Genomic DNA, 21,948 nt, shown 5'->3' on the forward strand with positions numbered 1-21,948 from the left:
TTTTACAACGAATTCAGCTGAAAAAGCTGTCGGAAACCAGCATACACAACATACAATTCGACCATATCTACCAATAGTTAACAATCAGGGAGAGATGAACATGAAATTTGCCAGTAACAAAAGGATCTATCTTTTTACAGTAACGATCTTGCTTCTCCTTCTGCTTGTTCTGCCACTCAAAAATCACTTCACGAATGTCGAAGCCAGTTCAAATGATTATCAGATTCGTATGCTTGAGGTTACTGAGAGTGGGGTTAGTGAGCTTGCGTCTCTAAAAACGGGAATATCTGGCCTTACCATTGATACGATGAGTATGAAGCGCTTTGTGGCGCTGCGGGATGATCTGGATGGAAAATACGATGCGATTTATATCGGAAAGGGGACTTACAATAAAAGTGGAGTTTCCGGAAAAGATCATAATACCAAAGCAGTTATGAATGACATAACTGCCCTTAAAGCCAAAGAAATTACCGATTATTTTATTAATAAAGGACTTTACGTATTAATCAACAAAGAGCCATTTGATAACCAAACAACTAACCAGCGCGGAATATTGTACAACACCTTTAATACCTACCAGACATTAACCCCAAAATCCAATGTTCTATTCTGTAATGACTCTGAGTTAAATGCCTTTATCTCCGAATTGAAAAAAAGTAATTCCACTTATTTATTCAAAATGAAGCAAAGACCTCAACTAGAGATTACTAACAAGAGTCAAATTATCGAATACGGTGCGACTGTGCCCAAGATCTATACGCCCGGCGACGAGCTCACATTCAAGTTCAATGTTTCAAATGTTAATTTAGGAACGAATCCTATACTTGTTAAGCTCTATCTGGGCTTAGATAAGTCCATAAAAATGACTGAAGATCAAGTCGTTGCAACCACCTCCTTAAGTACTTCGACAACCGGAGAAATAAAATACAAACTTCCCAAGACTTATTCAGGCCTACTTTATTGGAAGCTAGAAGCAGTAGATTCTCTGAATCAAAAATCTCTAAGCGATTTCACTACCGGTACTATTCAATTTAAGGGCAAGAAGACAGTGGTCAATGTATTGCAGATCTTACCAGATGGAAATAATGACAGCAAACTTATTAATAATGAATTAGTTATGGATCCTAGCTATCTACAAAACGTATCTAAGGACTACGAACTAGTTATCGAAACAAAATCAATGACTCAGTTCAATGAATACATTAAAAGTAAGGAAAACTCTACTCCAAAATACGGCTTGAATGGCACATATGATATGCTCCTGTTTGGATTCCGGGATGTATACAATGAAAAAGCTCTAATTGATGAGCTCTCCTCGAATGCTGTATTAAATTTCATCAATGATACCAAGCAAAGTGTTATGTTCACGCACGATACTATTTATATTGCCAGCAACAACAAGAGTAGCCAATGGATTAATAAGTTCCAAGGAATCACAGGTCAAACCAGCCCTCAAACCAATTTGGGCTTAAATGCTCCGAGTATATCAACCTCTGTTACTCCTGTGAACGATGGATTGCTAACTCAATATCCTTTTAATTTAAGCGAGCAAGATGATAAGAATAAGGTAGCCAACACACATAATCAATACTTTACCCTTGACTTAGAAGATTCCACTGTCATTCCTTGGTACAACATTACTGGAAGTAATCGGGATATTAACGACAGCTGGAACCACTACTATACGTACTCTAAAGGGAGTGTAACTTACTCAGGAACCGGACACATCATCGGAACATCTTATAATAGAACTCAAGCAACCTCTTTCCCAAAATGGGAACAAAAGTTGTTCGTAAACACGATGTACCGTGCATTTACAGGTGCCAATCATGCTCCAGAAATTACTGTGCATACACCTATGGACAAAAGCATTAAACCTTCTTACCAGAACCAACTGGTCGTCAGCTATACAGTCGATGACTGGGATTTGAAAGACAAGAACCTATTTACCAGTATTAAATTTAAACAAAACGATAATGTAATTACCGGCTATACAATGAACGAGAAAGCAATTTTATCTGGAGAGACCGTTACGCAAACTTTTAACAATCCTCTTCCTGCAGGGGGAAATCTTCAAATTGAGATTACTGCCAGGGACAGACAAGGTGCAATCTCTACTAAAACTATAAATGTAACCGTTCAAAAAATCGAATCAAACCTTACGATTCAACGTACACAGTCTAACTCTACTGTTGAAAAAGGGAATCCGATCACTTTTACGTACACAGTAACGCCAAACGCTGTTCCTTATCTTGCTGTTGATCCAGGTGAGCAAGGGATTGAAGATCTAGTGATCTCAAACGTTCAATTTGAAGAGAAATTTCCGCCTAATCTGGAATTTAGTGATCCTCTTCCAGAAGGCATGAGTAAAAGCGGTACTTTAATCGAGGGATATACTTTATCTGAAAATTTAGGGAACATTAACTATAAGTTAACAGAAAGTAACAACGTCAAATCTTATACACCGATAAACAATTCTGCTAACACTTTTAGTCTTACTGCAATTCCACAAGAAAAGAAGACATACCTATTGGATAATTCTAAGATTTATTATGATGAAATCCATGCAGCGACATCTTCATTCCCTGGCTCCAATGCTCCAGTCTCATCACTGGGTATAGCTAATGATTATTCAATCTTTATGCTAGAGAACATTGATTTCCCAAACAATGGATTCACAAATAATTGGCGTATAGCAGCAGGTGGGAATATAAATATTGCATCATTTAGTTTAGGAGGTTCATTAACAAATGCCGATACTACTGCAACTGTTGTGGCAGGTAGAAACTTGACCTTAAATGGTGGTTCAATGAAAGGGATGGCCTATTACGGTGGCAATATAACGGCTCCAGCCTACCTTATTAATCAAACTCAGCATAAAGACAACTATATTGATTTTACTGAGGTTGGGAAAAAACTTAAAAATCGTTCATTGTATTATGCAGCAATACCGGAGACGTCCAAATCAACCGATCTATATCAGACCATTACTCTAAAGGGAACCGATCCTAAACTTAACGTATTTCATTTAAATCCAACCAATGGAAGTATTAATAGCCTGAGCATTGATACTCCAAGCACTTCCACTACTGTTGTCAATATTTCCGGGGAAAATGTAACCATCAGCAATGGCACCAACACCCTTACAGGTGTAAGCAGTAAAAACGTGTTATACAATTTTTATGAAGCAACATCATTTAGCCTACGCGGATACAAATTATATGGTACTGTTCTGGCTCCATTAGCAAATATATCTTTCACTGGTGATATTGTTGGCTCATTTATCGGAAAATCAATCTCAGGTTATAATGGTGGGCACAGTATCGATCTGTCTCCATTCACCGGAGATTTACCGAACCCTACACCAGTCACCCGAGAACGGGTAACAATAAGTTTCTCTCCGATTTCCTTTGAAGCTATCGTTAAAGTAGCGAACATTCAACTTCAAGATACAGTGATTCGGGTAGATAGTGAACTGAAACTGCTACCGGTCATAACACCTGAAGATGCCAACAATAAAGAAGTCAGTTGGTTGTCTAAACAGCCGGATATAGTCTCTATTAGTGACACCGGAGTAATAAGAGGTCTAAAAGCCGGAGAAGCAACATTAGTGGTTACAGCTAGAGATGTAAGAAGCGATGGTAGCCACGTCTTTACTACTGCAAAAGTAAAAGTCGTTTCAGCTGATTTAACGATTACAGGAGCTAAGGACGCTATAGTCGGTGAGAAAGTACCCTTCGAAGCTAGTTATGAGCCCTTTGATGAAACCATAATTGGCTACGAATGGTCCATCAAACCAGGGGCGAATTCAGCCAATGCTACAATAACTAAAAATACCGATCCATCTATTGGAAGTAAAGCAACCTTGCTGGCTAATCGATCTGGATCAGTGACAATTGTGGCCACAGTCAAAACTGATCGGAAGCCTAACGGTGCTATCTATTCAAAAGAACATACCGTTACAATTACAAATCCTGTTCGTGAGATACAAATTAATGGGGATTCTTTTGTGAACATCGGAAATGAAATACCGTTAAATGTGTCTGTCGTTCAACCTGTAGAGAATTCCGATCCGGTTGAATACGTGTGGAGCCTGGAAGGGAATGGAAGTAATTATGCAACATATGTCCCTACCCCTGATAACAAAACTATAAAGTTAAAGGGCAACGTGTTTACCAAATCAGTCAAGGTCAAAGTGATTGTAAAAGGATCCTCCCCTATTATTGAAGCCTTTAAAGAAATAGCAATTGGCGTTAAATTAACTAACCTATCCTTACCCGCGCCATTCAAAATAGGAGTTGGACAGGATAATTCCAGAGATTTATTTAATAACGGTCTTGTACTTTGGCCAGAAAGCTTAATCAAAAATGACTTTAAAGATAAACTCCTCTGGACAAGCAGCAACACAGCCATCCTGACGGTTTCAGGTGATGGTAAAATAACCGGTCTAAAGAAGGGGAAAGCCACTATTACTGTTTCGTATATTGAAGACCCTAAAATCCAAGATTCTGTAGAGGTAATTGTAGAGAACGAAGATCGTTACTAAAAAGGCAAAACCCCCGATTCGCAAAGATACTGCGACTCGGGGGTTTTATATTCCACATTTATATCAAACGCTACTCCAACTGCATGTCTTCTACGCTAATATTCACTGTCTTCACACGAGGAAGTCCGGCCTTCTGATCTTCAAAGATCTGATCGTTATAAGCTGCCTTGAACCGGATCAAATTGCTGTTGCTGTCTATTACAATATTATTATCTTTGCCTATAGCTGTTCCCCGCACAGCATTTATAGTAAGATTCCCCTTTGCAAAGAATCCTCCGCTAAGCGAGAATATAGATCCTACACCATATAAATCCGCATCCGAATCAGTATAGAAAAAAGCATCTAACTGAGTAGGAGTGTTACTGAAGGCAGCCAAACGATTAATAAGTATTGGACCACGGGAGATCAATACTAGTTCCTTACCATCCAATCCTTGAAGTGTTGCATCTTCTACCAATGTAGTATGTTCGGGAATTCCATTAATAGTCGAGGGTTCTTTAAATACAAACATAGTGGAATCAATTTGAACATTCCCCCGAATTTCTACCTTTCCAGTCACTAAAATATTCGCTCGTATCTGTACTGGTTTTTCATTACCATAGTTATCAACGATTAGATTTCCGTCTACAATGAGCCACTTACGGGATGACGTTGAGTTTTTGTCATCTTCTGAGTATAAGACACCCGGAAAATCATCACTGCCGTCCAGATCCAGATTTCCATTATAAATAACAGATTTGGTTGGATGCTTTATAGTGTTTAATTTTTTAGTATATTCCCTCATTTCCTCCTTATAATCCTTCTGAGCCTCAGGCGAGTCATCCCTGAGAATTGGCTTGATCAAGCCAACCTGATCAATAGCATCAAAATTATATAGATTCATACCCGCTAAATAGGATGCTAGTTTGCCTTCAGCAAGCTTATTTCGAATCGTAGTTCTGTCGGCCCCTGCCCCTATTGCTTCCGCCACTTTATCCACAAATGAACCCTCAACATTAACTTCTACGAATGTACGACGATTTCTAATTTCCACCTTATCATGAGGGATTTTCCCAGTCATGGAGGTTTCTTTAGTAATTTCAGAAGCCTTCAACTCACTTTTGCCTTCCTCTCGATATATCAGCTTATCAAGAGATTGAACATGCGCCTCACCATCTATTTCAAAGGGACTTGATACAAGTGTATGGAATTTTTTCTTATACGTGTACTCAGCCTTGTCGCTGATAATTAGTATGTCTCCTGCGTAAATGTTCCCAATAATTAAGGGTGCTCCATTAATCGTAAGATTCTTCTCTGACCCAATAGTGTATTTAAGAAAATCTGGAAAAGTGTCTATAAACACCCTTTGCTTAAGATTACGCTTGACCCCGTTAACTTCAGCCTCCGAGTTGATAGTCACTATGTATTTGACCAACGTTCCTGTTCCAATCGTCCCCTCTACCGCATATGTAATTCCACTTATTTTTCCAGTTGCGTTTGCCAAATCAGTACTTGTCTTAAGACCTGCTGGAAGTGTGGTTGGAAGTGCAGTCAAAAAATTCTTTATGGACTGATCCAGTTCTGCTTGGCTAATATCTATATTACTCTCTATTTTTTTATTTAAGCTCGATGTAATATACGCCACAACCTCATCAAGCGTTTTTTCAGCTAAGTGTAGACTTTGCACATCATTTTTACGCGTCTCCGTCCGTTGTGCACCGCCCACTGTAGTACTAAGTACACTCAATCCAAGAATAGTAAGAAGTAGTAGAATGAACATTACCAATACAAGTGCCGAGCCTCTCTCTTCCTTTAAACGGTTTAACTTGATATATGCTTTCTTGACATAGGCAGACCTGGTAGGTTGTCCCGTCATTAAGTGATTCCTCCTAAAAACCAAATTTGCTCACCATCTCCATATCATATGTCCTTCCATCGTAATGCTGAGTTAGAAGTAGTTTTATATCGACTAGTCCGCTTCTACAAGGTGCGTTAACCTTGCAACCCGTACCATTAGAACTGGTAGAAACAATCGTAGAACCAGAAAGATCGGAATGAATTGAGGTACGAGGATCGTTTATGACACTATTAATGGTAAGTGTAGTAATGCCACCTTTCCCGCCCTGAGAAGTAACAAATTGAATAGTTCGCGTAGATATCACACCATCTAAATCCTTTATCAAATTCAATCCACCTGTCGTATTCTCCACTCTAGTAGGCCCAAATACATATAATTCATTAATGATAGATGACATAATCAAATCTGCTTCCTCACGAAGTGAGTTCTCAATCGTTATTTTATGATAGCTGCGAAAACCGAACATCATCACCATAGAAATCATTCCTGCAACCATAGCGAAGAGGGTAATTGCGGCGATCATCTCAATCAGTGTGAAGCCCTGCTGGTATTTTAGGCGGTCAGCGAATCTTCTCATCCGTAATATATCCCTCCACCACCGTAGTATAAGCTGTTCCACCAGGCCCACCATTACCACTAACTTCTACCTCCACAGGGATAAGATAAGGTGCCATCTCGCTCTTACGGGTATCTACCCCTCCACCACTGTTCTTTCCACCCTGCATCTCCTGATGTAATTGAAACTGGTATCGAATATTAATCTCATATTTGATGTTGTTAACGACTGGATTTAATACATCTGGTAAAGCTCCACCATTTACAAAATTATTGCTATAAACACATGTTATATTCGTCGTGCACTCAGAAGCCTTAATCATGGGCAGTTCCCCACCTGCATCTACAATCTTCTTATGCTCTAATGAATCTGTTACAAAAAAATTACTCATTTCCTCAAAATCCTGCTTCTCCACATAAAACAGCGCGTTCCGCGCCAGATTGACCATAATCGTCTTATTTTGATTCGATTTAGAGTAACTCATGGCGTTTGTAAAGTAAGACGTAAGTACCAGTGAAACTATCGATAAGATCACAATAGCGGCCAGCACTTCGATCAATGTAAATCCTTTTTCCTGCTTTAGGCCTGATTTCATCCTACTTTTTTCCTCCTGCCTACGAGAATGCTTTCATATTTGCACGTTTCTTCCTTATTTTTCTACTTCCATTATATTCTCTCATATCGAGCTACAGCAATCCTCAAAACCCTTATAATTCAGATATTTCTACAATATCTCTCACTTTTGGTCTATGCTATGATTTGGAAAGAGAGGGGATGTGTCAAATGGCTTTAATAGAATGCAAATTTTATTCCGAAGCGCTAGAATTGAATACCTCAATGACTGTAATTTTGCCGCAAAAAACAACCACACAAATCGGGATGAGCAACGTGACTAGAGGCGAACTTCACCCTACGCTTTATTTGCTGCACGGTTTGTCAGACGATGACTCGATCTGGCTGCGCCGGACTTCTATAGAACGATATGTAGCAGAGATGGGGATAGCTGTAGTAATGCCGAATGTACACCGCAGTTTCTATACAGATATGGCGGTTGGCGGTCGTTATTGGACCTTTATTAGTGAGGAGCTTCCGATGCTGGCACGTTCATTCTTCCCGTTATCGGATAAACGCGAGGAAAACTTTGTAGCCGGGTTATCCATGGGTGGTTATGGAGCGATCAAGCTGGGACTGCGTAAACCGGAGTCTTTTGCAGCGGCAGCTAGTTTGTCGGGAGCACTGGATATGGCGCATAATTTTATGAACGGGGAAAATCCAAACGTCAGAAGCAAAGAATACGAAATGATTTTCGGAAAAGAAGATATCGTCGGAACGCCCGAAGACCTTTTATGGTTGCTAGAGGAAGTAAACCGCTCCACGGGACCAAAGCCAGCGTTGTATCAATGCTGTGGCACAGAAGATTTCCTATATACCGATAACTTGACATTCCGCGATGCCTGCCAAGCAACCTCACTTTCTTTAACCTATGAGGAAGGTCCAGGGACTCATGAATGGGGCTATTGGGATACCAAGATCCGCGATGTACTGGCATGGCTGCCGTTAAGTAATAATTAGCTTTTTCTAATAGACAACAAAAAGGTGCAGCCATAAGCTACACCTTAATATCTGTGCTATGCAGATTGCCCTCTTCGGAGGGTTCTTTTGTTGCCTTATGCCTTTTATTTAGTGATCTTTTTAAATAATCCTGTCTGTTCCGTAATCCCTTTTTCAGCAGCAAATCTTTCGATACTGGATGCCCCAAAGAATCCGTCTATGCCTTCTGTCCGTTCAATTACGTACGCCGCATCTTCCGGCTCTGCAATCGGTCCACCGTGACAAATAACCATAATATCTGGATTTACTGCTTTCCCTGCTTTAATAATCGCTTCAATTCTTTCAACACAATCGTCCAAAGTAAGAGCGGTTTTCGCTCCAATTGTTCCTTTAGTAGTTAACCCCATATGTGCCACCAAAATATCTGCACCTGCTTCCGCCATGGCTTTAGCTTGCTCAGGATCAAATACATAAGGAGTTGTGAGCATATCCAATTCATGCGCTGTTCTAATCATATCTACTTCTAAACCATATCCCATCCCGGTCTCTTCCAGGTTCTGTCTGAATACGCCATCGATCAAACCAACGGTTGGGAAGTTTTGCACGCCGCTAAAACCTTGATCCTTAAGCTGTTTCAAATACACCTCCATCACTCTAAAAGGGTCCGTTCCACACACGCCTGCTAGAACAGGAGTATTTTTCACAACAGGTAATACTTCAGAGCCCATTTCGACTACGATTTGGTTGGCGTCTCCATAAGATAGTAGCCCTGCCAATGATCCACGACCTGCCATTCTGTATCTTCCTGAATTATAAACAATTAGCATATCCGCTCCGCCAGCTTCACTGCTCTTTGCAGTAATCCCTGTACCGGCTCCCACGCCTAAAAGAATTTTTCCATTTGCTACTTCTTCTCTAAACTTCTCCATGATTTCAGTTCTTGTATTTTTGTTCATGTGAAACGCCTCCATCATTAATTAAATGTTCTGTGTTAGTGTTATTTGCTCATGAGATCTATTAGCTTCTGTGCGGCAGCTTCTGCAAACTCCACATCATTAATGGCACAATCCATTTCGATAACCTCTACAACATTTCTGTTTACACCATTTCTTAAGGTATCAAATAACATTTGATCTTCCTCTACCCCATAAAAAGCTTCCCCTGCGACATCAATGCCAGATATCCCTTTAAGCGGCAGCATTAACACCGTTTTCTCTTTGGCCATATTTAATTTCTCGACAAGCTTTTTGCCGATGGCTTCATTTTCTTCTACTGTTGTTCTCATCAAAGTAACTGTAGGGTTATGCTTATAGAATTTATGTCCAGCAAATTTCTCGGGTACCGTATCATAAGGACCAAAGTTACACATATCAAGCGCACCTACCGACACAACCTGTGGAATATGATGTTTTCCAGCAGCTTCTAACCGATGAGGTCCAGCATTTAGCACACCACCAATAATTTCGTCCGCCCATTCTGTTGTGGTCAGATCCAATACACCTTCAATAAAACCAGCCTCGATTAGTGCTTCCATGGACTGGCCGCCTACACCTGTTGCATGGAATACAAGCACTTCATATCCTCTAGCTTCAAGATAGTTACGGGCTGCCGTCACACAGGGGGTTGTTACCCCAAACATTGTTGTAGCTACTAATGGTTTTTTCTCTATCACTTGTTTATTCTCAAATTTAAGCATACCGGCGATGGCAAAGGCTGCATTCGTAAAAATCTTCGTCGAAATGGAGTTCAGTCCTGCAACGTCTACTACAGATGGCATCATGACAATATCACTAGTGCCTACATATGGAGCAGTATTCCCTGAAGCTACGGTCGAAACCATCACTTTTGGTACACCAATAGGCAGTGCCCGCATACCAGGAGTGACAAGCGAGGTACCTCCAGTACCCCCAAAGGAGATAATGCCATCAAACTTGCCTTGCTTATATAATTCAGGTACTAATTTTTCCATACCTTTAGCTAATAATTCTGTCGCTAACGCTCTATCTTTCTTGGCAACGAGCTCGTCTATACTTACACCCGCGGCTGCTGCTACTTCTCGGTTAGAGATATCCGGTGTAAAAGTGGGCTCAAACACACCCGTATGAATCGTAAACGTACCTAACTCCAAGCTTTCAAGCAAATTTTTAATGTAGAGATATTCTTCACCCTTGGTGTCAAAAGTTCCGGCAATGGCAATCGTCTTCATTTCTTCAACCTCCTCTTCAGATATCTGCAACAAGTATAAATGCCTTCGGCGTCCTTTTGAGGACGGTAAGCGTTTAAAGGAGAAATATAAGGATAATGTATAATGTGAAACTTATACTTTCTTATATTTCAAAAAAGCATGATCAACTTATGAGTTAATCATACTTCTTTGAATTATGAATGAAAACGCTTTTATGTCTTATGTTTTTGTGTTTATGTTAGATTTATATTGTTTGGGAGAATAACCTTTATACTTCTTAAACATTTTGCTAAACTGCGCATAGTCTTGGTAGCCAACTAATGGCGCCAGCTCAGATAACTGGATAGGGTCTCTATGTAATATTTCCGCTGCCTTATCCATCCGAAATTGCACGAGATACGTTTGGAAGCTGCAGCCTACTTTTTTGGTAAACAAGCTACTTAAGTAACTTCGGGATACATGGGCCACCTTAGCTAAATCTGCAAACAAAATCTCATTCCTATAATTTTGAGCTATGTATTCTTTTACAAATTCAACATAATCATAGTGCTTGGTGATGCCGTCTAACATTTTGACCATAAAATCATCTTCATCCAGCGTCCCCGACACTTTAAAAGCTTTGGTTATATTCGTAATGGACTTCTCCGAGGGAATTCTTTCAAAAGCAGAGCCCCCGATATACCCCATCAAGTTTTGATTATTACTGTACATATACTGCACATCAATTGGCGTTTTCACAGGACCACCATACACCAATTTAATTAAATCGGGCTTTAGCTCATTACATGTATTAAAAATCTTGTCCGCCTTAACCTTGGCTACTTCCAGAGAGAATACTTTTTTGGCTCCTAATAATCCCCCTTCGGTTAAGCCTAAATGTGCACAAATCACATCCGCTCCAGCTTCTATCATCTGAGCAGCTTGAATTTCGTCAAATACAAAGGCTATGGTAAACAAATCTTTTTCATGGGCTATTCTTATAGCTTCTACTTCGAGTAGATAACCATTTCCCTCTTCTTCCAGCGCTTCTCCAAATTGACCATCTATTAAGCCAACCGTGGGGTAGTTATTAATCCCGGAAAATCCCTTATTCTTTATTTCACTGATATAGGTCTCCATGTCTTTTGTCGGATCGGTTGCATTGAGTCCAAAAATAATAGGAATATCTCTTACCAAAGGGATGATCTCCCTAGATGCAAAGTCCATCACCATATCATTGCTATTACAAAAAGGCAAAATCCCAGCAAGAGAGCTCCTCCCCATCTGGCGGAATTTACCCGAATTTAACATCAGTAGAAAATCAGCGCCACCCTGCTTCGCATACTTTGCGGTTATTCCAGCACCTGTGGCTACTCCAATAATATGATTGCCCAGCTCTAATTGGGATCTAAGCTCGTCTAGGATTTGCTCTCTACTCATACTTACGCCCCCTCCTATCCCTACTCTAAGGATAACCGTAAAGAACACTGCGAATCCAGTTATGTTGTACTTAGAGCCCTTTTAGATAAAAAAATCCCGCCTGCGACCTATAACAGTCTGAGGCGAGATTCGGTATTGATACGGTTTACAATATAGCGTCACCGTGTTTTACTACCCATTCATTAGCTTCGTGCAGTGCCTGCTCCGCGCGTTCGATTGCAGCTTTCACCTGAACAGTAGCTGTGCCGCCATAAACGTTACGGGCGTTGACTACCGCTTCCGGTTGAAGAACAGCATAGATATTCTCGTCAAACAGCGGTGAGAATTGCATGAACTCTTCCAACGTCAGATCCAGCAGGAACTTGCCTTCGTTAATGCAGTAGAGCACTGTTTTTCCGATGACTTCATGTGCTTGGCGGAAAGGAAGACCTTTGCCTACCAAGAAGTCGGCGATATCCGTTGCATTCGAGAAGTCCGTGTTCACAGCTTCACGCATACGCCCCTTATTCACCTTCATGGTGGAAATCATCGGCGCGAACAATTGCAGCGCACCAGTCAGCGTAGTAACAGTATCGAACATGCCCTCTTTATCTTCCTGCATATCCTTGTTGTACGCTAGTGGCAAAGATTTCAGAACAGTCAGCAAGCCAATCAGGTTGCCGTATACACGACCTGTTTTGCCCCGTACCAATTCTGGTACATCCGGGTTCTTCTTCTGCGGCATAATGCTGCTGCCTGTACAGAAAGCATCATCCAGTTCTACAAAGCTGAACTCTGTACTGCTCCACAGTACCAATTCCTCACTAAGTCTGGAAAGGTGGGTCATTACAAGGGCTGCATTCGCCAAGAACTCAACGATGAAATCGCGGTCGCTGACAGCATCCAGACTGTTCTCATATACACTGTCAAAGCCCAGTTGTTCCGCTACAAAATGGCGGTCAATCGGGAAGGTCGTTCCCGCAAGCGCTCCTGCTCCGAGCGGCAGAACGTTGATCCGTTTATAGCTGTCCGTCAAACGCTCCGCATCGCGGCGGAACATGGAGACGTAAGCAAGCAAGTGGTGAGCAAAGAGGATCGGTTGTGCCCGCTGCAAATGCGTGTAACCAGGGATGATCGTCTCTACATTGTCTTTAGCTTGCTCGATCAAAGCTTCCTGCAATTCATGCAGCAAGCTAACTAGCTCAACTACACGGCCACGTAAATATAGATGCATGTCCGTTGCCACCTGATCGTTACGGCTGCGTCCTGTGTGCAGTTTACCACCGACCGGACCGATTTCCTCGATCAGATGTTTTTCAATATTCATATGGATGTCTTCATCCGCTACGGAGAAAACAACCTCACCAGCGTTAACCTTGTCCAATATTTTGTTCAGACCTTGCTTAATCGTCTCCACATCTTCTTGTGGAAGGATTCCGCACTTACCCAGCATTGTGACATGCGCCAGACTGCCTTGTACATCTTCTTTAGCCAAAGCCTTATCAAATCCAATGGAAGCCGTATATTCCTCCACCAGTTTGTTCGTTCCTTTAGTAAACCGTCCGCCCCAAAGCTTGCTCACCTGTAGTTTCCTCCTCTTGGACGCCAGAGGGCCGCTCCTATCCTGACGGGAGGAACGGCCTTCGGAATGCCCGTTTAAGTTTATGTTACCGTTCTATTTCGAAGCTCCATTTACACCTGTAGAAACTTTAAGGCGCAATGCGTTCAAGTGGATAAAACCAGTTGCATCCCCTTGATCATAAGCTTGTGTAGGATCAGCTTCCATCGTTGCAATCTCAGGATTGTACAGGCTGACCGAGCTCTTCACTCCAGCGCCAATGATGTTGCCTTTGTACAGTTTAAGACGAACAGTACCCGTTACATTTTGTTGGCTCTGTGTTACAAGAGCTTGCAGTGCAATACGCTCTGGTGCGAACCAGAAACCGTTATACACCAAAGTGCTGTAACGAGTGATCAGGCTGTCACGCAGGTTCATCACTTCACGGTCCATCGTGATGGATTCCATTTTGCGATGAGCGACGAACAGGATGGTTCCACCCGGAGTCTCATACACACCGCGGCTCTTCATGCCGACAAAACGGTTCTCAACCATATCCACACGTCCAATACCGTGTTTACCGCCTAGCTCATTCAGTTTATCCATCACTTGCAGTGGGGATAAGGACTCACCATTCAGGGCTACGCAGTCTCCCTTAACGAAATCGAGTTCCAAATATTCCGCTTCATCCGGAGCATCTTCAGGAGCGTTGCTCAGCAGGAACATTCCTTTGTTCTCCGGTGCACTTGGATCAAACCAAGGATCTTCCAATACGCCGCTCTCATAGCTGATATGCAGCAGGTTACGGTCCATCGAATACGGCTTAGCCGCAGATGCTTGTACAGGAATATCATTAGCTTCCGCATAAGCGATCATTTCCGCACGGCCCGGGAATTGATTGCGGAATTCTTCCAGACGCCAAGGTGCAATCACCTTGATGTCTGGTGCCAAAGCAGCTACACCAAGCTCAAAACGGACTTGGTCATTCCCTTTGCCTGTCGCGCCGTGTGCGATAGCTGTTGCCCCTTCAGCGATGGCGATATCCACCATGCGTTTAGCAATCAGCGGACGAGCAATACTAGTTCCGAGCAAGTATTGACCCTCATAGAGTGCGCCGGATTGGAACATTGGGTAGATGAAATCGCTAGCGAACTCATCGCGCAGGTCATCGATATATACTTTCGATGCGCCGGTTGCTAGTGCTTTTTCTTCCAGACCGTCGAGCTCTTCCTTCTGGCCGATATCGGCTGTGAAGGCGATGATCTCAGCATCATAAGTTTCTTTAAGCCATTTCAAAATAACGGATGTATCTAGTCCGCCGGAATAGGCGAGTACAATTTTTTCTTTAGCCATGGTGTGGCAACTTCCTTTCGTGTGGGGGGTATAAGATTCGCTTAAATGCGCTTATAGAACTCCGGTGATAAAGCGCAACTGCGTGAAATGGTTGGACTTCCGGTCGCTGTTATAATCAGATTTCTATGATTTAAGTCTGCGTTTCGCAGATGAAATCTGATTATAAAGGCGAACGCTAACGCTCCTGCAGTTCCAAACTTTCACTCCGTTGCTCCGCACCGAAATTCCAACGCTACTTAATAAGTTCATCTTATATAGTATTTTATATAATCTTAGACCAATATAAGTTCAATCCTAATTTTCTTTATGAATTTTTTATCCCATCAGCGCAGCCATTAAAGCCTTCTGCGCATGCAGGCGGTTCTCAGCCTGATCAAAGATGACCGAGTTAGAGCCGTCAATCACACCTGTGCTGACCTCTTCCTCACGGTGGGCTGGCAGGCAGTGCAGGAAAAGATAATCGCTCTTCGCGCCTTTTACAAGCTCCTCATTGACCTGATAGTCTTTGAATGCCGCTTCACGCGCCTTTTGCTCCTCTTCGAAGCCCATGCTCGCCCACACATCCGTATAGATGACGTCAGCGTCTTGCACAGCTTCTTGCGGGCTGTGAGTGACCACAATCTTCGCTCCGGTTTCCTTAGCGATCTCACGGGCTTCTGCTACAACCGCTGCATCCGGCTCATAACCTTCCGGTCCAGCAATAGATACGTCCACACCCAGCTTAGCTCCGCCAATCATCAGGGAATGCGCCATATTGTTACCGTCGCCGATATAAGCCAGCTTTAGACCTTTAAGCTTCCCTTTGTGCTCGTAAATCGTTTGGTAATCCGCCAGCACTTGGCAAGGATGTGCCAGGTCGCTTAGGCCGTTGATTACTGGAATAGAGGCGTAACGTGCTAGGTCCTCTACTTTGTCATGGCCGAAGGTACGGATCATAATGCCGTCGAGGTAACGTGACATTACTTGTGCTGTATCTCCAACGGTTTCACCGCGTCCAAGCTGAATGTCATTTTTGCTCAAGAAAAGGGCATGCCCTCCAAGCTGATACATACCAACCTCAAATGATACGCGAGTACGAGTTGAAGATTTCTCAAAAATAAGACCGATTGTCTTCCCTTTCAGCGGCTGGAATTCTTCGCCATTTTTCTGCTTCTTCTTCAGCTCAATCGCAGAATCTATTAAGTACGTAATTTCTTCCGGGCTGTAATCGTTCAGCTCCAGTAAATCACGGCCTTTCAGTTGCTGTGCAATGGTGATCTTATTACTCTGTACGCCCTGACTCATGAGCTTACCTCCCCGTTTGCTTGTTTAGCATAAGTATGAATGAGTTCGGATAGGATGTCCACCGCCTGGTCGATCTCCTCTTTGCTTACATATAGATTAGGCAGCAGGCGAAGGACATTAGGACCCGCTGTCACGAACAACAGGCCTTTCTTTTGTCCAGCCAATACAATATCGCCCGCTGGTGATTGACATTCAATCCCGATCAACAGTCCTTTACCACGGATATCCTTCACAAAAGAACAGTCCGCCAGCTTCTCTTTCAAAAGACCTGTCAGGTACTTACCCATTTCTTCGGCACGTTGTGGAAGCTCATCCTCCAGCATCGTTTCAATCGTCGCTGCCATAACCGCTGTTGCGAGCGGTGTTCCCCCGAAGGTGGACGCATGGCTGCCCGGTGAGAAAGCTTCACGCAAATAGCCTTTGCCAAGCATTAAGCCTGCTGGAAACCCACTAGCAATCCCCTTAGCCAAGGTGAAAATATCCGGTTCAATTCCATAATGCTGATGAGCGAACAACTTGCCTGTACGTCCCATACCGGTCTGTACTTCGTCTACAATTAGAAGCAGTCCGTGTTTCTCACATAGCGCCACAACAGCGTTCAAGAACTCAGGTTCTACCTCAAGCACGCCACCCTCTGCAAGTACCATCTCCAGCATAATAGCAGCTGTGTGATCGCCAATAGCAGCCTCTAACGCTGGGAGATCATGCAAAGGTACAGTCTTAAAGCCTGCTGGAAGCGGCAGGAAGCCTTCTTTTACCTTTTGCTGACCTGTAGCAGTCAGTGTAGCTAGCGTACGACCATGGAAAGATTGTTCAAACGTAATGATTTCATAACGATCAGCACCCTTTACCTTCTGGTGGTAACGGCGAGCCAGCTTAATAGCAGCCTCATTCGCTTCTGCCCCACTATTGCAGAAAAATACTTGATCAGCGCAGCTATTCTCTGTCAAAAGATTTGCAACTTTGTCCTGTCCCGGAATATGGAACAGGTTCGAGACATGCCAGAGCGTGTCAATCTGATCCTTCAGCTTCGCACCGACTTTTTCAGGAGCATGACCTAGACTGGTCACAGCTAATCCACTTGTAAAATCAAGATACTTATTGCCCTTATCATCCCATACCCAGGTGCCCTTGCCTTTAACTAAGCTAAGATCATATCTGGCGTAAGAAGGGAATACCGCGCTAAGCTTGCCTGCTGCAACATCCGGTGTACCTGATCCTACGGTATCGGTCTGCTGTGCCCCTGCTTGCGAATCCAATTCCGTTTGTGTAAGCTTGCTCATTCTAAGTCACTCTCCCATCTTGTGCTCCTGTGTACCAGGCTGCACCTCTAAATGATATTCATCTATGATTCTACGAACGAATAATACGTGTGCCTATCGCTTCACCTTGCAGTACTCGGCTAAGCACCCGCGGTTCTTTTCCATCCACAATAATAACCTCTGAAACGCTGCCTTGAATGCAGTCGATAGCTGCCCGCACTTTTGGGATCATGCCGCCGTAGATTTCTCCACTTTCGATTAAGGCTTCAATTTCCTGTACGGTAACGGATGGAAGTACAACCTTTTGGCCTTCCACCGTACTCATAATGCCAGGGACATCTGTGACTACGATCATTTGGGGAGACTCTACATAAGAAGCGACTGCCCCTGCTGCTGTATCTGCGTTAATATTGTAGCGCTGACCTGCAGCATCAACTCCGATAGGCGCAATGACTGGGATATAACCCATGCCAATAATTCCTGTTACAATCTCAGCCTTTACTTCCGTTACTTCTCCTACCAAACCTACTTCAGCGCTATTAGCTACAGGTCTAGCAGTAATCATATTTCCATCAATGCCGGATAGCCCTAGAGCTAGACCGCCACTTTCTTGAATTCGTCTTACAATCGCCTTGTTAATGCTCCCTGCCAACGTCATCTCAACGACATCTAGCACGGCTTCAGTAGTTACTCGCAGACCGTTCACGAAGCTGCTTTCAATGCCCAATTTTGCTAGATTCTCTGAAATAGCTGGCCCTCCGCCATGAACAATTACAGGCTGAATGCCATCCTGCTGCAAATCTCGCAAATCCTCGAAAAAAGAGTCAGGAAGCGCCGCCAGCGTACTGCCGCCGCATTTCATCACAAACAATCCACTGCCATCTAATGCATCTATAAGTTCAAGCTCGCTGTTTAGCGTCATTTGATCGGTATCCTTCCCTTGTGGGCTTAAAGCCGTCACAAATTAGGTACGATATGCAGCGTTAATCCGCACATAATCGTAAGTTAGGTCACAGCCCCAAGCTGTAGCCTTTCCGGTTCCATCATGCAAATCTACAGTGATCAGCACAGTTTCACTTTTTTGCAAATAGGCCAAAGCTTTTTCCTCGTCAAATGCAACTGGCTTCGAGTGCAAGAGCACCTCAATCTCACCTAACGAAATATTTACACGTTCTGGCGATACTGGCACACCCGCGCGTCCAACCGCTGCAATAATTCGTCCCCAGTTCGCATCTGCTCCAAAAATAGCAGATTTCACTAGACTAGAACCCACCACCGTCTTGGCAATCGCTGCTGCCGCCTCATCATGAACAGCCCCATTCACTTGCACCTCGATCAGGTGAGTCGCACCTTCGCCATCCCGCGCAATCGCTTTGGCAAGCGTCTGGCAGACATACGTGAAGCCAGCAGCAAAAGCGTCCCAATCCGGATGAAGCCGAGTCAGCTTCTCATTACCTGCAAGCCCACTAGCCATCGAAACTAGCATATCATTCGTGCTTGTATCTCCATCCACTGTAATCATATTAAAAGTAACGTTCGTAGCAGAACGAAGTAGACTGTGTAAATCCTCCGCTGAAATATCAGCATCTGTAGTCATAAAACCGAGCATGGTAGCCATGTTAGGATGAATCATCCCGGAGCCCTTCGCGGCTCCAGCAATAATAACTTCTACACCACCAACAAGCACCTTTACGGCAACCTCTTTTTTAACTAAATCAGTTGTAAGGATGGCCTGACAGAATTCTTCCGCTCCAGCAGCCCCACCGTCCAGCTTCTCTGGCAGTGCAGTAATACCACTACGTACGCAATCCATCTTCAGCAGCTCACCGATCACACCAGTCGAAGCGACAGCAACATCATTAACCTCTATGCCCAAATGTTGAGCCGCAGCAGCGCGCATCTCATAAGCATCGGCCTCACCTTGTTCACCTGTGCAGGCATTAGCATTCCCGCTGTTCACGATTACCGCCTGCAACGTTCCGTTCACAAGACTTTCCCGTGTCACCTTCAGAGGAGCCGCCTGAAAAACATTCGTCGTATACACAGCCGCCGCCGTTGCCGGAACCTCGCAGACAATCACTCCGAGATCGTTGCGATCTGTTTTTTTCAGACCACAGTGCAGTCCTCCGGACTTAAAGCCTTTAGGTGAAGTAATGCTGCCACCATCCATGGTAGTAAATAATTCAATCTCGTTCATGTTATTTGTACCGCTGAACCTTATGGATACACAGGTGTGTAGCCGAGGCCAAGGGTTTCCTCCCATCCCATCATCAAATTAAGGTTCTGTATTGCCTGCCCTGCCGCACCTTTTACAACGTTATCAATGACGGAGACGATCGTTACCCGCCCTGTACGAGCATCTGTTGCAAATCCGATATCACAATAATTAGAGCCGCTAACTTCTTTTGTCGCTGGAATCACACCTGCATCGCGCACCCGCACATAAGGTCTGCCCGCATAATATTCACGATATAAATTCACAAAATCCTGCTCCGTATAATTGCCCGTCATTCCTGCATACATCGTACTCATAATACCTCGGCTCATCGGCACGAGATGTGTGGTGAACGTTACGGTTACCTTTTCTCCAGCAATCTCCGTGAGTGTCTGCTCAATTTCTGGTATATGTTGATGTTTATTTATTTTATAAGTTTTTAAGTTCTCGTTTATCTCTGCATAATGCACCATCAGACTCGTTCCGCGTCCTGCTCCGGTAACCCCTGATTTGGCATCAATAATAATACTGTCATGTTTAACCCAGCCTGCCTGAATGGCAGGAATTAGTCCAAGAAGTGTAGCTGTAGGATAACAGCCTGGATTAGATATAAAATCAACCCCAGCCGCGCGCTCTCCGAACACCTCACAAAGTCCGTATACAGCCTGCTCTAGGTATTCATCAGCCGGAGCCGGATGTTTATACCAGTGTTCATACTCTGCGCCATTCTTCAATCTGAAATCACCGGATAGATCTACGACCTTTAGTCCAGCTTCCAGCAGCTGCGGCACCAGCTTTGCACTTACACCAGACGGTGTAGCCGTAAAAACCACATCCGCCCGCTCAGCCATCTGAGCCGGATCAACGCCATCCAGCCTTCGGTCAATAATGCCCGTCAAATGAGGAAACCCTTCCTCTATTGCATCCCCTGCACTTGATGAGGAAATCACCGAAGTAATCTCTACCTTAGGATGACTTTGTAGTAGCCGAATCAGCTCTACGCCTCCATAACCCGTTGATCCAACAATCGCCGCCCTCAGCTTGCCTTCCACTGTCATCCCCACTTCCTGCTTATCATGAATATATTATTTAATATAATGCATACCGTCTTAGAAATATGTATTATTATACATCCCAATTAATATAAATACAACACAATATGTGAACTTTATTTCCTCCTAAATATAACCTCATTTACAAAAAAAGAGAAGCGCCGCCTCCCCCGTAGGTGAGATTACGCTTCCCTTTTAAACCCTTCGCCCAGCACTTCATGAGCTTCGGTAATAATCACAAATGCACTTGTATCTACAGATTGGACAATCGCTTTCAGTCTCGACACTTCATTCTGGCCTACCACTACCATCAGAACGGTACGTGCATCACCAGTATACCCGCCATGTGCGTCCAGCTTCGTCAGACCACGATCTAAATCATTTAATATCGCTTCAGATATTTCTTCCGTCTTGTCAGAGATTATGTACGCAACCTTCGTATAACGAAAGCCTACCTCTATCGCGTTAATGGCCTTACCTGTCACAAATAATCCGATCAGCGCATACAGTGCTTGCTCCATACCGAGTATAAATGCAGCTAACACAATGACTGTCCCGTCTAGCAGCACTACAGAAATCGAGAAGCTGAGACCGGATATCTTTTGAATAATCTGCGCCAAAATCGTGAGTCCACCTGTCGATCCACGTCCACGGAACACAAGACCTAGTCCCACTCCGACACAGATACCGCCATAAATGGAGGCTAAGAGTGGATTGGTTGTAGGTGCAGGTAAATCTTTCGTCACAAGGATGAACAACGGCAGTACAAAACTCCCAAGCAGTGAGCGTACTCCATATTGCTTACCTAGGAAAATTACCCCGAGCACAAACAGTGGAATATTAAGTGCCCATTGCGTGTAAGCCGGTTCAGCTCCAAACCAGGCTTCAGCCAATACAGACAGACCGGATACACCACCAGAAGCAATATGATTCGGCAGAAAAAAGAGATTAAACCCCAGCGCTGTCACTAACGAACCGAGCAGAATTAGCGTTGTATCCACTACATGTCGGAGTGGTCCATTTAGAGGAATTAGTGGGGGTTTATTACGTGAATTGATTTTTTGCATTTCAAGGCGCTCCTTAAAGTGTCATCTTGCTTTACGTAAGAAGAAACGGGTACACCATCCATATCAAAGAATGGGATCCGTTTC

16 protein-coding genes are annotated in these 21,948 nt (G+C 43.6%); 2 read left to right on the forward strand and 14 right to left on the reverse strand.

What is annotated here, in order from left to right; translation table 11 throughout:
- The first annotated feature begins 100 nt into the window (after positions 1 to 100).
- Positions 101 to 4,546 carry a DUF5057 domain-containing protein gene (locus tag MHB64_RS28360; protein WP_341135862.1) on the forward strand — a complete coding sequence of 1,482 codons (4,446 nt, stop codon included), beginning with the start codon at positions 101 to 103 and terminating at the stop codon, positions 4,544 to 4,546.
- Positions 4,547 to 4,616: 70 nt separating this feature from the next.
- Here the strand turns inward: MHB64_RS28360 and MHB64_RS28365 are convergent, their stop codons facing one another.
- The 3 genes from MHB64_RS28365 to MHB64_RS28375 are packed head-to-tail and all read right to left on the reverse strand — an operon-like array spanning position 4,617 to position 7,534.
- Positions 4,617 to 6,401, reverse strand: a complete 1,785-nt coding sequence (locus MHB64_RS28365) for a hypothetical protein (RefSeq protein WP_341135863.1) — start codon at positions 6,399 to 6,401, stop codon at positions 4,617 to 4,619.
- A 13-nt stretch (positions 6,402 to 6,414) separates the two neighbouring features.
- Positions 6,415 to 6,960 (reverse strand): prepilin-type N-terminal cleavage/methylation domain-containing protein, encoded by a 546-nt coding sequence (locus MHB64_RS28370; protein ID WP_341135864.1) that lies wholly within the window; start codon positions 6,958 to 6,960, stop codon positions 6,415 to 6,417.
- The gene (locus tag MHB64_RS28375; protein ID WP_341135865.1) at positions 6,944 to 7,534 is read right to left on the reverse strand and encodes a type IV pilus modification PilV family protein; all 591 of its coding nucleotides are present in this window, start codon (positions 7,532 to 7,534) and stop codon (positions 6,944 to 6,946) included. Before MHB64_RS28375 ends, MHB64_RS28370 begins: the two co-directional genes overlap by 17 nt.
- Positions 7,535 to 7,722: 188 nt before the next feature.
- Here MHB64_RS28375 and MHB64_RS28380 point away from each other — a divergent pair, with 188 nt between their 5' ends.
- Positions 7,723 to 8,511, forward strand: a complete 789-nt coding sequence (locus MHB64_RS28380; RefSeq protein WP_341135866.1) for an alpha/beta hydrolase — start codon at positions 7,723 to 7,725, stop codon at positions 8,509 to 8,511.
- Between the two features lie 104 nt (positions 8,512 to 8,615).
- On the opposite strand, the gene MHB64_RS28385 is transcribed toward MHB64_RS28380, so the two are convergent.
- The 11 genes from MHB64_RS28385 to MHB64_RS28435 form a co-directional block, all read right to left on the reverse strand.
- Positions 8,616 to 9,446 (reverse strand): phosphoenolpyruvate hydrolase family protein, encoded by an 831-nt coding sequence (locus MHB64_RS28385; RefSeq protein WP_094877548.1) that lies wholly within the window; start codon positions 9,444 to 9,446, stop codon positions 8,616 to 8,618.
- 41 nt (positions 9,447 to 9,487) lie between these two features.
- Complete coding sequence (locus MHB64_RS28390; protein WP_042131317.1) at positions 9,488 to 10,696, reverse strand: Tm-1-like ATP-binding domain-containing protein; 1,209 nt, start codon at positions 10,694 to 10,696, stop codon at positions 9,488 to 9,490.
- Positions 10,697 to 10,894: 198 nt separating this feature from the next.
- The gene (locus MHB64_RS28395) at positions 10,895 to 12,094 is read right to left on the reverse strand and encodes a phosphoenolpyruvate hydrolase family protein (protein ID WP_341135867.1); all 1,200 of its coding nucleotides are present in this window, start codon (positions 12,092 to 12,094) and stop codon (positions 10,895 to 10,897) included.
- Positions 12,095 to 12,239: 145 nt separating this feature from the next.
- Positions 12,240 to 13,655, reverse strand: coding sequence for an argininosuccinate lyase (gene argH / locus MHB64_RS28400; RefSeq protein WP_341135868.1), 1,416 nt, complete (start codon positions 13,653 to 13,655; stop codon positions 12,240 to 12,242).
- 93 nt (positions 13,656 to 13,748) lie between these two features.
- Complete coding sequence (locus tag MHB64_RS28405) at positions 13,749 to 14,984, reverse strand: argininosuccinate synthase (protein WP_341135869.1); 1,236 nt, start codon at positions 14,982 to 14,984, stop codon at positions 13,749 to 13,751.
- A 315-nt stretch (positions 14,985 to 15,299) separates the two neighbouring features.
- The gene (argF, locus tag MHB64_RS28410) at positions 15,300 to 16,268 is read right to left on the reverse strand and encodes an ornithine carbamoyltransferase (RefSeq protein WP_341135870.1); all 969 of its coding nucleotides are present in this window, start codon (positions 16,266 to 16,268) and stop codon (positions 15,300 to 15,302) included.
- Positions 16,265 to 17,551 carry an aspartate aminotransferase family protein gene (locus tag MHB64_RS28415; protein ID WP_094871936.1) on the reverse strand — a complete coding sequence of 429 codons (1,287 nt, stop codon included), beginning with the start codon at positions 17,549 to 17,551 and terminating at the stop codon, positions 16,265 to 16,267. The genes argF and MHB64_RS28415 overlap by 4 nt, the downstream gene beginning before the upstream one ends.
- A gap of 70 nt (positions 17,552 to 17,621) precedes the next feature.
- On the reverse strand, positions 17,622 to 18,452 hold the full coding sequence (gene argB, locus MHB64_RS28420; protein WP_094871935.1) for an acetylglutamate kinase: 831 nt from the start codon (positions 18,450 to 18,452) through the stop codon (positions 17,622 to 17,624).
- A gap of 42 nt (positions 18,453 to 18,494) precedes the next feature.
- Positions 18,495 to 19,727 (reverse strand): bifunctional ornithine acetyltransferase/N-acetylglutamate synthase, encoded by a 1,233-nt coding sequence (gene argJ, locus MHB64_RS28425; RefSeq protein ID WP_341135871.1) that lies wholly within the window; start codon positions 19,725 to 19,727, stop codon positions 18,495 to 18,497.
- Between the two features lie 20 nt (positions 19,728 to 19,747).
- On the reverse strand, positions 19,748 to 20,803 hold the full coding sequence (argC, locus tag MHB64_RS28430) for an N-acetyl-gamma-glutamyl-phosphate reductase (RefSeq protein WP_445671649.1): 1,056 nt from the start codon (positions 20,801 to 20,803) through the stop codon (positions 19,748 to 19,750).
- 176 nt (positions 20,804 to 20,979) lie between these two features.
- Positions 20,980 to 21,864: a YitT family protein gene (locus MHB64_RS28435; protein ID WP_094871927.1), complete on the reverse strand. Its 885-nt coding sequence runs from the start codon at positions 21,862 to 21,864 to the stop codon at positions 20,980 to 20,982.
- Between the last annotated feature and the right edge of the window lie 84 nt (positions 21,865 to 21,948).

It is taken from the genome of Paenibacillus sp. FSL K6-2859, assembly GCF_038008265.1.
GTDB classification, from domain to species: domain Bacteria; phylum Bacillota; class Bacilli; order Paenibacillales; family Paenibacillaceae; genus Paenibacillus_AQ; species Paenibacillus_AQ nitricinens.